Below are 13,212 nucleotides of genomic sequence, written 5' to 3'. Positions count from 1 at the left end.
TTTTGAGGGGGTCCCTTTTCCTATGCCTTCATTCGTGTGACTGTCCGGGTTTTTGTATCGTACAAACACCATTCCCGGTCGAAGATGACAGCGCCGACGTTGATGACGTACCGTTTTTTCTTCAATGTGAAAGGTTTCCCGATTTCCCAGGGAATCGAACGGCCTTTCCGGTAAATCCCCGGGATATGGCTGTGGCCGATAAAGACGAGCGGATACTTGCCTTTCTCGACAATCGGTTCCCAGTCCGGACTCCAATTCACTTGATGGCCATGCAAGAACAACGCCTCATCGAGCGTCGTCTGTTCCGGTAATAATGAAATCCGCGTCTTAACTGGATGCGACACGACGAGCACCTCGTCAATCCGTTCTTCTTGATTGCCACGCAGGCTCGGGAACGTGAGCAGCGCCTCGTAATCCGGATCGTACGTCACGACGTCGGACACTTCGTGGAACCGTTCGTTCCGTCGCTTTTTGCCAATGTGGCATTCATATAAATCGCCGAGGCAGAGGATATGCTCCGTCTCACGCCGGACCGACTCGAGGACGGCCTTCAAATCATCAAACGAACCGTGCGGGTCACTGATGATGGCGAGCTTCATCGGTAGTTCGTAAATTGGGCATCGACAGACAATTCGAGCTCACGGACGAGCTGCATGACGGCTTGGAGGTCATCGCGTGACTTGGCCATCACACGGATTTGATCGTCTTGGATTTGCGACTTCACTTTCAATTTTGATTCTTTAATGGCGTTGTTGATTTTTTTCGCATCGTCTTTATCGATGCCGCTCTTCAACTTGACGCGCTGACGGACGGTGCCACCGAGGGCGCGCTCGATTTTTTGGTAGTCGAGGTTTTTCGTCGGCACGCCGCGCTTGATCAATTTCGAGATCATGACGTCCTTCAATTGCTCGAGCTTGTAGTCGTCATCCGATACGAGGACGAGGTCGCCGTTGTCGAGTGACATCTCACTCTTCGATCCTTTAAAGTCGTAACGGTTTAAAATTTCTTTCTCGGCGATTTGGATCGCGTTCTTCACTTCTTCCAGGTTCATTTCTGACACAATATCAAAAGAATTGTCTTTTGCCATGTTTCATCCATCCTTTACAAGGGTTTTGTTATAATGATAGCAGATTTGAAGTAGTGAAGGAGTGAAAGAGATGGAACATACTATCGATCAACAGACAAATGTAGATTTAGACCATATGGCGTATCACGGCAAAGACCTCGGGGTGACGTTTAAAGGTGATATCATCCGGTTGCGGGTCTGGTCGCCAGTCGCCGAAGAGATGACCGTAAAACTATACCGGACGCCGCGGGCACGAAAGTTCGAACGGATTGAGCTCGAACGGGCCGAGAAAGGGACGTGGGTCCTTGAACTCGACCGCGCTTCATTCGAAGGATATTTTTACGTGTTTGAAGCTACCGTCGAAGGCAAACGTGTCGAGTCGCTCGATCCGTATGCGAAAGTCGTCGGTGTCAATGGGAAGCGCGGGTGTCTGCTCGACCCGTCAGCGCTCAACCCGGACCATTGGGTCAAAGAACGTCCGCTCTTCCACTCTTCACAAGAGGCGGTCATTTATGAAGCGCACGTCCGTGATTTGACGAGCCATCCCGACAGCGGCGTCATGCATCGTGGCAAATTCCTTGGGATGACCGAGGTCGGCACGAAAACGCCGAACGGCTATCCGACCGCGCTCGACTATATCACCGCGCTCGGCGTCACGCACCTCCAACTCATGCCGTTCTTCGATTACGGTTCGGTGAACGAGTCGCGTGAGAGTGAGGCGAATTATAACTGGGGTTATGACCCGGTCCATTATTTCGCCGTCGAAGGTTCGTACGCCTCGTCTGCCGATGATCCGGCTGCTCGCATTATCGAGTTGAAGGCGATGATCCAGGCACTGCACGACCGTGGGATTCGTGTCATCATGGACGTCGTGTTCAACCATACGTATGATGCGTTGACGACACCGCTCGGTCAGTTTGTGCCCGATTACTATTACCGCTTGAACGAGGATGGAAAGCTCGCCGATGGTTCGGCGTGTGGGAACGATACGGCTTCAGAGCGCGCGATGATGCGGAAGTTGATCGTCGAATGTGTCTCATACTGGGCGAAAGAGTTCATGATCGATGGCTTCCGCTTCGATTTGATGGGGCTCCATGACGTCAAGACGATGAACCAAGTCCGGAAAGCACTCGATCGCATCGACCCATCGATTCTCGTCACCGGAGAAGGTTGGGATCTCGACACGCCGCTCTCGGTCCGCAAGAAAGCGAACCAGCATAACGCCCATAAGATGCCACGTATCGCCCAGTTCAACGACGCGATTCGCGACGGCGTTCGTGGGGACGTGTTCATCGAGGACTTGCCAGGCTGGATCAGCGGCAACGCGGATATGACGGCGGACGTCAAGCGCGGCATTGCCGGCGCGGTGACAAGTCAGAGTTTTGCCGATGAACCGAACCAAGTCGTGAACTACGTTGAGTGTCATGACAACTTGACGCTTTGGGACAAGCTCGCCGTCACGAACCCGGACGATGACGAGACGACACGTCGTCGCCGGCATCGCCTCGCGACAACGATCGTCATGCTCGGTCAAGGCATCCCATTCTTGCATAGCGGTCAAGAGTTCTTCCGAACAAAAGATGGGGACGAGAACAGCTTCAACTCAGGTGAGGTCGTCAACCGTTTGGACTGGACACGGGCCGAGCAGGAGACGCCGAGCGTCGAATACGTGAAGGGATTGATCAGTCTGCGGAAACAATATCCGTTGTTCCGTCTCGAGAACACGGAGCAGATTCGCAAACATTTGCGCTTCTTCGATGAAGAAGAAGGGGTGATCGCCTTTGAACTGAGTCGCCACGTCGAAGGGTATGTCGAACGTCATCTCGTCTACCATAACGGGCTCGAGGAAGCGGTCGAGGTGAAGTTGCCGGCCGGTAAGTTCGAGGTCCACGTTGAAGACCATACCGTCAATTTGACAGCGCCGCGCCTCCTTGAAGAACGACACGTCACGGTCGCACCGCTCTCGACGCTCGTCGTGACGGAACGCCGCCCGGATTACAGCAAATATGCGGTCGCCGGCGGCGCTGCCCTTGCGATCCTTGGTCTCTGGTACGTCGCGAAAAAACGCAAGAACAAACAGCAGTAACCAAAAAAGGAGACGTCATTCCGTCTCCTTTTCCTCGTTCGTTTCAGTTTTGGCTGCCTCCAGTTCCATCATCTTCTTCACGATGATGTGTTTTGGCATATGCATGAGCTCCTCGAGCGGAACGTTCAGCTTTTTAGCAAGCTCGACCGCCGTCTCGGGAGAGAGTTGAAGTGGGCGCATTGAGGTTCCTCCTTTCACATTCAGGGTATGCTAATGCCAGTATACAGGAAAATCAGGTGCATGGAGAATGTGTTCTGTGAACACATTCAAAATCGAAAAATGCGTGGGGCGTTGCTAAGCTGAAACTAGGAAGTGATCAAATGTACAAACAAGTAGCTGACTATCAATTTCATCAAACGGTTGAATGGTTGGAGCGCGTTGGTGGAGGATGGATGTTGTATTTGGCGCAAACCGGTTTTCTGTTTTTTGACGAGACGTTCCAAATCCGATGGGAACTCGAGTGGAAATGGGCACCGTGCGCACTATATATTGAGCCTCATGGTAGACGAGCCGTCGCGCTGTTTCGGGATTTACAGACATACGGAGTCATGGATTTAACAAACGGGACGATGGAACGTCATCCGATCCCACGGACGTTTCATGACGATTGGTTCAGTAACCTGCACCACTGGTCAGGAGACGACCTGTTTCTTTACTCGGCCGAATCAGACATTGTCGCTTTGAACTTGAACGACCACACGTTCCGGTATAGCCGCTACGAAGAGGTCCCCGAGTTCGGGAGTATCATCGAACTTGCCTATCAGCCGAACTATGATTTCGAACGATTCACGGCACCGGGCCTCGTGACGCTGTACGACGAACCGAATCAACAGTTCGTGGTCGAGAATGTTGCGTCGAGCGCGTCTTGGATGATTCCATACGGAGGTGACCGCGATCTGGCCATCGTCGATCAAATCGGCGAGACGACCGCGATCACATCGATGACGTCGTTCCAACTGTTTGAACGCGATCGCGAAGTGTTCTCGTCTGAAGTGTGTGCTGAAACTGAATTACTGAAAGTCGTCTTATTGGACGAACCGGGCGACCGACTTGTCGTCTTGTCAACGCCACGTCGCTTTTGCCATAGTTGGCTTCAAGTGTTCGAGCGTTGACGCTCCTGGACCAGACCATGGTTCAGGATTTTTTTACGAAGACTTGGTGAATCCCCCAAAAAACGGGAACAGTCTTCTTAGATGGAGAGGAGTGGACAGGGATGGAACGATTAGGACAAGCGTTAGTCCGATGGCGCTACGCTGTCGTGTTGATTTGGACGGTATTGCTCGCGGTATCGGTATATTTCGGATTGCAGTTGCCAGGTGAACTGCGCGGCAACGGGTTCGCAATCCAAGACGGGCGTTTCGCCCAAGTGGAAGACAAGTTGAACGACCGGTTCGACCGGGCCGGTGCCTCGATGATCGTCTTGCTTGAAGGCGGGGATTTAGAAACGGTGATTGAACAGCAACGCGATCGACTCGCTGAAGTCGATGGGGTCGATGGCGTGATCACGCCAGCCGAGAATCCGGAGGCACGCGATGGGGACGTCGCCTATTTATTGCTCGAGTTCGAGGACTACGATACGGCCGAGACGTCGATTGAAGACGTCCGCAGCGCCTTGATTCGAGATACGGATACAGACGTGCGATTGACCGGAGAGCCGGTGTTCGCGGATGACTTGAACGAGGCGTCAAAGAATGACTTGATTCGGGCCGAGTTGATTGGGATCCCGGTCGCGCTGCTCGTGCTCTTGCTCGTCTTCGGGACGCCGCTCGCCGCATTTATGCCATTATTCGTCGGTTTAATCACGTTCATCGTGGCAGCGGGTTCGCTATTCTTCTTTGCCCAAACGATGGAACTGTCTATTTTCGTGTTGAATGCGGTCGCGATGATTGCCATCGCGCTCGGCATTGATTTCTCCTTATTGCTCGTCAACCGGTACCGGGAAGAGCTCGCGAAAGGGAAGTCACGTGAGGCGGCCATCGTCCGAACGGTCGCGACGGCTGGACGATCGATTCTATTCTCAGGACTTTGCGTCTTCGTCGGACTGGCTGGGTTGTTGTTCATCCAAGTCGATGTGTTCCAAGCGATTGCCCTCGGTGCGTTGATTGCCGTCGCCGGTGCGGTCTTGTCCGCGCTCACGTTGTTGCCGTCTGCCCTGTACATCGTCGGAGACACGATCAATAAAGGACGGCTCGTTAAGACGAATGAGACACGTTCTGAAGTGCGGTGGCAGAAGTTGGCCCGCTTCGTCATGAGACGTCCCGTCACGATGACGCTCGTCGCGCTCTTGCTGCTATTGCCAAGCCTCTGGTTCGTCCGTGACCTCGAACTGAACATCCCGGACGCCGATGCGCTCCCGACCTCGTACGAGTCACGGGCCGCCCTTGAGCGGTGGGACGACGTGTTCGGAGAGACGTCGACCGATGCGGTGCTCTTGTTTGAGACGAATGACTTGACCGATTCGATGATTCTCGATGAATTGACCGCACTCACTGATGAGCTATCCGAGGATCCGATTGTCGACAACGTCACGACGTTCTTGACGGCATCCGGTCTCGAACCAGCCGAATTCCAACAACTCGCTGAAGCGGCACCAGAGCAACTTGAGGCGTTCGAACGTCTCGTCACGCTTGAAGGAAATACAGACCTTGCCCTCGTCAACGTCAGCTTTGCCGTCCCGCCAAGTGATAAAGACGCGCAGGCGTTCGTCCGAGATTGGCGCGAGAACGGTTTTGACGTCGGGGGACCAGCCGCGTTCAACGAAGAAATTTATGAAGAGATTTATGACAGCATCCCATATGCAGTCGTGACCGTGATCTTGGCGACGATGTTCATCCTCATGTGGGCGTTCCGTTCCGTCTTGATCCCAATCAAAGCGATCATCATGAACGTGCTCGGTCTCGGGGCGACGTTCGGGCTGCTCGTCATCATCTTCGAATCGGGTTACGTGTATGACGCCGAGACGATCAGTATATTGACCCCGGTGTTTATCTTCTCGCTTGTGTTCGGCCTATCGATGGACTACGAGGTGTTCCTCGTCTCGCGGATTGAGGAATATTATCGGGAGACCGGGGATAACGATTACGCGACGGAGATGGGACTCGCCAAGACGAGTAAAATCATCACGTCGGCCGCTGTGATCATGATCGTCGTCACGGGAGCGTTTGCCTTCACCGGCGTCAGTCCGATCAAACAGCTCGGGGTCGGGATCGCGCTCGCCATCTTCATCGACGCGACAATCATCCGCATCTTGCTCGTACCGTCTTTGATGAAAATGTTCGGGGACTGGAACTGGTGGTGGTTCGGGAAGAAAGATTTACCGAAACGTAATCTACACTAAATATACATTTAATGAAATAGTCGTGAAAATGTGTTAAAATAGTTTCATGATTACGCGCAATTTTGGAAAGGAAGGTCTTTATGGATACCGAGAGGACATGGCCTCTGTTTCAATTGCCGGACTTCTAGCGTTGAGTTTTTACAAGCGACATCAATGTAAAAATCAACAAACGGAAGATCGGAGATGGAACAGATGGAACCGCGGCTACGACTGAGGATCCTCCTCTCCGTTGAAAACGGGGAGGACAATCGGAATGAAACGAGTTGCTACCATAGTGCTCGGAACGCTAATCATGGCGTTCGGTTATTATTATTTGAATGAACAGTTTGGTTTGGCAGAAGGGGGCTTCGTCGGGCTAGCATTGCTCGGCCGCTATTTATTTGATATCGATCCAGCGATTTCGATGATCTTGCTCGATATCCCCTTCTTTTTAATCGCCCTTTGGTGGAAAGGCTGGCGCTTCGTCGGACAAGCCGTGCTTGCCGCCGCGTCGTTATCGCTCAGTTATGCGATGTGGGACCGATTGGATTTACTCACATTCGACATTCAAGTCTGGCCGGCAACGTTGTTTGCCGCCATCGCGAGCGGGATTGTGACCGGTTACGGTCTCGGTCTTGTCTTGAAGTCAGGCGGGGCGACCGGAGGCGACGGTTTATTCGCCCTCGGCCTATCGAAATGGACCGGCGTATCGGTCGGGACGATTCTCATCATATTTGATGTCATCGTTTTGGCGATCTCGCTCATCTATTTGCCGCTGTCGAACGCGCTTTACACGCTTCTCGCGGTCTCGATCGCAGGTCGTGTCGTCACGAAAATGTTGACGGACGATGTGGTCGAAGTAGCCGTGCCAAGTGTGACCAAACTAAAAACAAAAAACGATCTCGCGTGAGATCGTTTTTTGTTTTGTAAAATTTATCACAGTTTTACAGTCATCTTTCTTCTACACTAAACATAGAAGGAGGGAGTCACATGACATGGATGATTCCAAAACAGCACGGCGCCTGGTCGATGCTGATCTTACCGTTCTTACTCGGCGGTATCGTCGGAGGGTGGACGCTCGCGCACATCCCGTTCGCGATCGCTTGGTTATTCGTTTATATGGGCACGTTTTTCTTGTTCCAATACATCAAGCAACGGAAGAAGTCTAAGGAACTGTTGCGTACGGTCGTGACGTATTTGACGATTGCCACCGTCGCCGCCGTCCCGGTGTTTCTGTCCGAGTGGCGTCTCGTCTGGTTCGTCCTCGCCATGATCCCGTTCGGACTCGTCAACGCCTATTTCGCCAAAATCAAAGACGAGCGCAACGTCTGGAACGACGTCAGCGCCGTCACTTCATTTTGTATCGGCGGGATGGCGAGTTATTATCTCGGGGCACGGGTCTTGGACGAGACAATGATGTGGATGTTCGTCTTGCCGTACTTATATTTCCTCGGAAGTATCTTTTTCGTCAAGACGATGATTCGAGAGAAAAAAAGTCTATTCTATCGAAACGTATCATGGGGGTATCACTCCTTGCTTGTCGCCATCTTCATCGCGTTCGGCTATCCGGTTTTGGCACTCGCTTACGCGCCAAGTCTCGTCCGGGCGGTCGCGTTCTACGGCAAAAAGATCCCCATCATGAAGATCGGGATCGTCGAAATCGCCAACTCGGTGTTCGTGCTCGGTTGTCTCAGCTGGTATTTATTTTCTTAAGAAGGGGCGACCCTTCTTTTTTTAATCGCTTGAAGCGCTGCTAGAGATGATGGCGACAGTCGTCGCGGCCGTTGCTGCCTGTTGCATGGCGAGCAGGTGGGCGAACGTCCCGTGTAACAGTAAATCGCTCGCGTCTTCCTTGATGTTGTTTGCCGCGACGAGTTGCAGGGCGACCGTCAACGCGTGGGTGTGGAACCAGCGATGCTTTTCCTTCTCGGCGTTCGTGATTTCGATCAGGTCGCGCTCGTCGTTGTCGTTCGGAGCCGCGACGATGGCCAAGAGGGCGAGCGCTGGCAGATGCTCGTTTTTGACAGCGATTGTTTGTCCTTGGAGCCGCGTGCGCCACTCGAGCAGGCGGTTGATGACCTCGTCTGAAGGCAAGTCGCTAAAAGCAAGTAGATGGGAGACGAGTTGGAGCTCGTTTGAGCGGGGCAACTCGGCTTTCAACGCTTCGTAATACGTCTCGATTCGTTCATTTAGCGCAACATGGTCATCGAACGCTTGAACGAGGACGAGGGCAGACAGAAGGTCTTCTTCGCTCGTCAGCCAAGGATGGTTTCGTTTGAACGTTTGATAGAGTGCGCTTGCCTCATCGAGCCGGCGCTCGGGCTCATCGACGTTGATCAGTTGGCTCGCGATAAAGGGCCGTAACATACTGAAGCGGAAGTGCTTCCGGTCGAGTAACGTATCGAGCCGGAGTGCCTCGTCGATGGCCGGTTCGATGTCTTCGTACTTGGCATCGAGAAACGACAGCCAGACAAAATTAGTACTGCCGCGAAATTTTGAGAACATGCCGGTCTTCTGTTTCAGAACCGCTTGAGCGTGTTCGAACCGTCCCGAATCGAACGGGGTATCGTGCATGGCGTAGTTGATGGCCATCAAACGTCGGAAATCGTCAGTGAACCACTTTGTCGCTCCCCTGATTCCTTCGAGTGCTTCGAGGTAAAGGGTGTAACGTGTCATCATCAGCAATTCCTCCTTTTGCTCCTTATACGAGTACAATCGAAAGAATGATTCAAAAACAGCCGCCCTGGATTCGTCCGGGGCGGCTGTTTGTTATTGGACTTGCGTATACAACTTCTGCATGTACTCGTTCACTTCATCGGCCGCTTGGAACATCATGAATGAATGTTGCAAGATAATCTCTGGCGAGAAGCCGAGGTCGAGGTCGAGCGTCGAGGCGAGCGTGACATCACGGTCGCTATCGAGTACGCAACGGAAGTATTTGAATTCTTGGTTGAACTCGTTCAAGGCGTTAAGAATCGGTAGGTCTTCCACGTAGTCCGGCACGTGTGTGACTGTCGCGGCATAAAGTTCCGCATCCGTCGTCTTTTTATTGAAGGCGATAATCATAACGGGCTGAGCCCCGGATTTAGTCGTTTCACGCGTCAAGAATGTGACGTGCGTTTCAGTCTCGCTCTCTTTGAACGTCATATTGCGTTCAGCGACGAGCGCTTTAAATGATTCTACTTTTTCTTCGAAGTTCACAAACAAGTCCCCCTTAAAAGTCGTTACTCTAACTTTCTCCCATTTGCGGAGGGAAAGCAAGGGGAACTAGCGTTTCATCAACATTTTGATGGCTTCTTCGACGGTTTCTGACGTATCTTCGCCATCTTCTTGGGCGGTGATGATGCACTGCTCCAAGTTCTTCGCGACGATGATGGTCGAAGCACGGTCGAGTGCCGAACGAGCCGCGCTCAACTGCGTCACGACGTCGCGGCACTCTTTCCCTTCTTCCATCATACGGATGATGGCCCGGATTTGTCCTTCGACTCGTTTCATCCGGTTCAATACTTTCGCATCGTATTGATACTGTTCCATTAGATTCACCTCTATATTCAAATCGTTCAGTAACCCAACTATTTATTGTGTAGTCTCATCTTAATACGTGGGGGAGTATGTGTCGAGCCACAACGTTTGAGATAAAGATTTTTTGAAACTTTACCGTTTCGTCAAACAAATCCCTTGCAATCAAATACCATAGGGGGTATATTTATGACGTGGAAGCGATATGTTCAATGAATCACAAACTTTCGTCGGACGCCCGCTACCAAGATGACGAATAAATAAGTGAAACATCATAGATTAAAAGGGTGGGTAAATAACGTGAAAGCATCTGCTTTAAAACGTCAAATGGATTTTGAAGTACCAGTGAACATCGTCGACGTTCGTGAACGTGACGAGTTCCAAGAAGCGCACATTGCTGGCGCGAGCAATTATCCGCTATCTGAAATTTCGGAATGGATCGAGACACTCGACCCTGAAGAAGAATACATCGTTCTCTGCCGTTCAGGTGCTCGCAGCACGCAAGCAACTTGGCAAATGGAAGCGAAAGGTTATAAAGTGATCAATATAGAAGATGGCTTGATGAGCTGGCCTGGTGAGGTCGTCAAAGGAGGAAATGAGCAATGAGTAAAAAAATCGTAATCGTCGGTGGAGTCGCCGGTGGCGCTTCAGCAGCCGCACGCCTTCGTCGCTTAAACGAAGAGAACCAAATCGTCATGTTCGACCGGGGCGAATACATTTCGTTCGCGAACTGTGGTCTTCCATATTACATTGGTGACGTGATTCAAGATCGTCAAAAATTGCTCGTCCAAACGGTCGAGGGCATGAATAAACGTTTCCAACTCGACATCCGCAACTTGACGGAAGTGACAAAAATCAACCGTGCCGAGAAGACGGTATCGGTGAAAAACGTTAAGACGGGCGAAACATACGATGAGTCGTACGATGTACTCGTCTTGTCACCAGGAGCGAAACCAATTCGTCCGAACATCCCTGGAATTGAAGAAGCAGAAGACATCTTCACGCTCCGCAACATTCCGGATACGGATAAAATCCGCAGCTACGTTGACGACAAAGCGCCGAAACACGCGACAGTCATCGGTGGCGGTTTCATCGGGATCGAAATGGCTGAAAACTTACGTGAGCGCGGCGTCGAGGTCACGCTCGTCGAGATGGCCGACCAAGTTATGACACCGCTCGATCGTGAGATGGTATCACCTGTTCACGAACACATGCGTCTCCATGGCGTCGACCTTCAGCTTTCTGACGGTGTCGATTCGTTCTCTGAGAAAGGGAAACGTGTCCACTTGAAGAGCGGTCGCGTCATCGATACCGATATGGTCGTCTTGTCAATCGGCGTCGTGCCAGAATCGTCAATCGCAACGGAAGCAGGACTTGAAACAGGCATCCGCGGCGCCATCCGCGTCAACGAGAAGATGCTCACGTCAGATCCGAACATTTACGCGATCGGAGATGCTGTCGAAGTACTCGATTATATCTTTAAAGAGCCGACGGTCGTTCCGCTTGCATGGCCGGCCAACCGCCAAGGCCGTCTTGTCGCCGATATCATCAACGGTCGTGACGTTAAATACAACGGAACGATGGGGACTGGGATTGCCAAAGTATTCGATATGACAGTTGCTTCGACAGGTTGGAACGAAAAACGTTTAACAGCAGCTGGTAAAGAATTCGAAGCCGTTCACGTGCACCCGGGTTCACATGCGGGTTATTACCCAGGGTCGACACCGGTATCACTCAAACTCTTGTTCCATCCGACGACAGGTGAAATCTACGGCGCGCAAGGCGTGGGAATGAACGGCGTCGATAAACGGATCGATGTGATTGCGACAGCGATGAAAGGTGGCTTGACGGTCCTTGACCTTCCAGACCTTGAACTCAGCTACGCACCACCGTTCAGCTCAGCGAAAGATCCAGTCAACATGATCGGTTACGTCGCGTCGAACGTCGTTCTCGGCGATAACGAAGTCGTGCACTGGAACGAGATTGACGAGTTGGTCCAAAACGGCGCGACATTGCTCGACGTCCGTGACGAGTCAGAACATGAACTTGGCAAAATTCCTGGTTCAATCAACGTTCCGCTCAACTCGCTACGCGATCATTTGGACAACTACAGCAAAGACGAAACGATTTATGTGACGTGCCAAGTCGGGCTTCGCGGATATCTCGCATCCCGTATCTTGCGTCAAAACGGTTTCAAGGTGAAAAACTTGAGCGGTGGCTACAAAACATGGTCACAAGTAAAACGTGATTTTGATGCCATTGAGGCAGGCACGAAGGCAGAGAGTGAGACTGCCGCAACAGTAACGGAGGAGGCACCGCCAGCAATGACAAATGAACCAGTCGGGGAACCGATTTTCCTAGATACATGCGGTCTGCAATGCCCGGGACCAATTTTAGAAGTAAATAAAAAAGTAGCCGAGCTCGGCGAAGGCGAGACGCTTCGTGTCCTCGCGAGTGACCCTGGTTTCTTTGCAGACATCGAAGCATGGGCTAAGAAAACCGGCAACAAGCTCGTCTCGAAACAGTTCGTGAACGGTCGCGTGGAAGCAATTCTTCAAAAAGGTAATGGTCCTGCGGCTGTACAAGCAGGGGCACCAGCGACAGACGGCGCATCGATGGTCGTCTTCAGCGGAGATTTCGACCGCGCGCTCGCTTCGTTCATCATCGCCCAAGGTGCGGCGGCGATGGGCAAAGACGTGACGATGTTCTTCACATTCTGGGGACTCAACGTCATTCGTAAGCCAGATGCACCGGAAGTGAAGAAACAAGGTCTCGAGAAGATGTTCGGCATGATGATGCCATCGCATGCGGGTGAACTTCCACTCTCGAACATGAACTTCGGTGGAGTTGGTCAAAAGATGATGAAAAAAGTGATGAGCGACAAAAATGTGCCATCACTTGACGAAATGATCAAATCGGCTCAAGAAGCAGGCGTCAAAATGGTCGCTTGTACGATGTCGATGGACGTCATGGGAATCAAAGAAGAAGAGTTGATCGACGGCATCGATCTCGGTGGTGTGGCAGCATACCTCGGGGCGGCTGAAGGCGGCAACTTGAACCTCTTCATCTAATCAAATGATGCAGGATGGGCGATCGGTCACTTGACCGGTCGCTTTTTCTGTTGTTCGACAGCTCATGTGAAATTTGTCGAAAAAAGATTGCAATTCTTAGACGTTTTTCCTATAATTCTACTCATGTAAAGAAAGTTGACATAACTTTTTCTTA

The 13,212-nt window shown here is 51.8% G+C and carries 13 protein-coding genes; 7 read left to right on the top strand and 6 right to left on the bottom strand.

Annotated features, from left to right (window positions below; genetic code table 11):
- Positions 1–20: 20 nt before the first annotated feature.
- Positions 21–599, bottom strand: coding sequence for a metallophosphoesterase family protein (locus KNP74_RS08580; protein ID WP_034780835.1), 579 nt, complete (start codon positions 597–599; stop codon positions 21–23).
- On the bottom strand, positions 596–1,087 hold the full coding sequence (locus KNP74_RS08575) for a YajQ family cyclic di-GMP-binding protein (RefSeq protein WP_214710661.1): 492 nt from the start codon (positions 1,085–1,087) through the stop codon (positions 596–598). The genes KNP74_RS08580 and KNP74_RS08575 overlap by 4 nt, the downstream gene beginning before the upstream one ends.
- 70 nt (positions 1,088–1,157) lie before the next feature.
- Between KNP74_RS08575 and pulA the strand changes: the two genes are divergently transcribed.
- Positions 1,158–3,152 carry a type I pullulanase gene (gene pulA, locus KNP74_RS08570; protein WP_214764037.1) on the top strand — a complete coding sequence of 665 codons (1,995 nt, stop codon included), beginning with the start codon at positions 1,158–1,160 and terminating at the stop codon, positions 3,150–3,152.
- Positions 3,153–3,167: 15 nt separating this feature from the next.
- Here pulA and KNP74_RS08565 read toward each other — a convergent pair whose 3' ends face one another.
- Positions 3,168–3,332, bottom strand: a complete 165-nt coding sequence (locus KNP74_RS08565) for a YycC family protein (protein WP_021068148.1) — start codon at positions 3,330–3,332, stop codon at positions 3,168–3,170.
- 140 nt (positions 3,333–3,472) lie between these two features.
- Between KNP74_RS08565 and KNP74_RS08560 the strand changes: the two genes are divergently transcribed.
- The 4 genes from KNP74_RS08560 (at position 3,473) to KNP74_RS08545 (ending at position 8,181) form a co-directional block, all read left to right on the top strand.
- Positions 3,473–4,264 (top strand): hypothetical protein, encoded by a 792-nt coding sequence (locus KNP74_RS08560; protein ID WP_214764036.1) that lies wholly within the window; start codon positions 3,473–3,475, stop codon positions 4,262–4,264.
- A 101-nt stretch (positions 4,265–4,365) separates the two neighbouring features.
- Positions 4,366–6,489, top strand: a complete 2,124-nt coding sequence (locus tag KNP74_RS08555; RefSeq protein ID WP_214764035.1) for an MMPL family transporter — start codon at positions 4,366–4,368, stop codon at positions 6,487–6,489.
- A 253-nt stretch (positions 6,490–6,742) separates the two neighbouring features.
- On the top strand, positions 6,743–7,378 hold the full coding sequence (locus KNP74_RS08550; protein ID WP_214764034.1) for a YitT family protein: 636 nt from the start codon (positions 6,743–6,745) through the stop codon (positions 7,376–7,378).
- Between the two features lie 80 nt (positions 7,379–7,458).
- Complete coding sequence (locus tag KNP74_RS08545) at positions 7,459–8,181, top strand: YwiC-like family protein (protein ID WP_138860045.1); 723 nt, start codon at positions 7,459–7,461, stop codon at positions 8,179–8,181.
- Positions 8,182–8,202: 21 nt separating this feature from the next.
- On the opposite strand, the gene KNP74_RS08540 is transcribed toward KNP74_RS08545, so the two are convergent.
- From KNP74_RS08540 to KNP74_RS08530, 3 genes are all read right to left on the bottom strand, one after another.
- Positions 8,203–9,147: a DUF4003 family protein gene (locus tag KNP74_RS08540; RefSeq protein ID WP_251130131.1), complete on the bottom strand. Its 945-nt coding sequence runs from the start codon at positions 9,145–9,147 to the stop codon at positions 8,203–8,205.
- 90 nt (positions 9,148–9,237) lie between these two features.
- Positions 9,238–9,669 (bottom strand): type III secretion system chaperone family protein, encoded by a 432-nt coding sequence (locus KNP74_RS08535; RefSeq protein ID WP_016509669.1) that lies wholly within the window; start codon positions 9,667–9,669, stop codon positions 9,238–9,240.
- Positions 9,670–9,735: 66 nt separating this feature from the next.
- Positions 9,736–10,002, bottom strand: a complete 267-nt coding sequence (locus KNP74_RS08530; protein WP_138860044.1) for a metal-sensitive transcriptional regulator — start codon at positions 10,000–10,002, stop codon at positions 9,736–9,738.
- 285 nt (positions 10,003–10,287) lie between these two features.
- On the opposite strand from KNP74_RS08530, the gene KNP74_RS08525 reads away from it, so the two are divergent.
- Together KNP74_RS08525 and KNP74_RS08520 are read left to right on the top strand one after the other, a co-directional pair.
- A complete protein-coding gene (locus KNP74_RS08525; RefSeq protein ID WP_214710656.1) occupies positions 10,288–10,593 on the top strand; it encodes a rhodanese-like domain-containing protein in 306 nt (101 codons plus the stop codon).
- On the top strand, positions 10,590–13,058 hold the full coding sequence (locus KNP74_RS08520; protein ID WP_214764033.1) for a CoA-disulfide reductase: 2,469 nt from the start codon (positions 10,590–10,592) through the stop codon (positions 13,056–13,058). Before KNP74_RS08525 ends, KNP74_RS08520 begins: the two co-directional genes overlap by 4 nt.
- Positions 13,059–13,212: the final 154 nt, after the last annotated feature.

Origin of the sequence: Exiguobacterium sp. s141, assembly GCF_018618085.1 — a bacterium.
In the GTDB taxonomy this organism is placed as follows: domain Bacteria; phylum Bacillota; class Bacilli; order Exiguobacteriales; family Exiguobacteriaceae; genus Exiguobacterium; species Exiguobacterium mexicanum_A.
The sequence above is the reverse complement of the archived record's forward strand: the minus strand, read 5'-3'. Positions and strand labels throughout refer to the sequence as shown.

Coding starts and splice junctions, on each gene's coding strand:
- KNP74_RS08580 (WP_034780835.1), bottom strand. CDS start 599: ATGAAGCTCGCCATCATCAGTGACCCGCACGGTTCGTTTGATGATTTG.
- KNP74_RS08575 (WP_214710661.1), bottom strand. CDS start 1,087: ATGGCAAAAGACAATTCTTTTGATATTGTGTCAGAAATGAACCTGGAA.
- pulA (WP_214764037.1), top strand. CDS start 1,158: ATGGAACATACTATCGATCAACAGACAAATGTAGATTTAGACCATATG.
- KNP74_RS08565 (WP_021068148.1), bottom strand. CDS start 3,332: ATGCGCCCACTTCAACTCTCTCCCGAGACGGCGGTCGAGCTTGCTAAA.
- KNP74_RS08560 (WP_214764036.1), top strand. CDS start 3,473: ATGTACAAACAAGTAGCTGACTATCAATTTCATCAAACGGTTGAATGG.
- KNP74_RS08555 (WP_214764035.1), top strand. CDS start 4,366: ATGGAACGATTAGGACAAGCGTTAGTCCGATGGCGCTACGCTGTCGTG.
- KNP74_RS08550 (WP_214764034.1), top strand. CDS start 6,743: ATGAAACGAGTTGCTACCATAGTGCTCGGAACGCTAATCATGGCGTTC.
- KNP74_RS08545 (WP_138860045.1), top strand. CDS start 7,459: ATGACATGGATGATTCCAAAACAGCACGGCGCCTGGTCGATGCTGATC.
- KNP74_RS08540 (WP_251130131.1), bottom strand. CDS start 9,147: ATGATGACACGTTACACCCTTTACCTCGAAGCACTCGAAGGAATCAGG.
- KNP74_RS08530 (WP_138860044.1), bottom strand. CDS start 10,002: ATGGAACAGTATCAATACGATGCGAAAGTATTGAACCGGATGAAACGA.
- KNP74_RS08520 (WP_214764033.1), top strand. CDS start 10,590: ATGAGTAAAAAAATCGTAATCGTCGGTGGAGTCGCCGGTGGCGCTTCA.